This is a genomic window from Methylobacterium sp. D54C (assembly GCF_053345595.1).
Genome location: NZ_JBKFAK010000166.1, coordinates 1 through 320 on the forward strand (window position 1 = coordinate 1; position 320 = coordinate 320).

Genomic DNA, 320 nt, shown 5'->3' on the forward strand with positions numbered 1-320 from the left:
CCTTGCCGCCCTCCCCCGCGCGCCTCAGATGGGACCGACCCTTCTCCCATCCCCCGAGCCCCGTTCGGAGCCCCATGGACATCGAAGCCCTGCGCACCACGACCCTCGCCTTCGTGGGGGCGCACAAGGCCTGGACGCCCGTCATCGCCGGCGGCCTCGCCTTCTGCGAATCGATCGCGATCCTGTCGCTGTTCGTCCCGGCGACCGTGATCCTGGTCGGTATCGGGGCCCTCGTCGGCGGCGCCGACATCCCGTTCTGGCCGGGGGTGATCGCCGCGGCGCTGGGGGCCGCCCTCGGGGCGTGGGGCTCGGACGGGGCC

1 pseudogene is annotated in these 320 nt (G+C 74.1%); it reads left to right on the forward strand.

The features are described from left to right. Positions 1-74: 74 nt before the first annotated feature. Positions 75-320 (forward strand): annotated as a pseudogene (locus tag ACLBYB_RS33000) (DedA family protein); the annotation flags it as partial.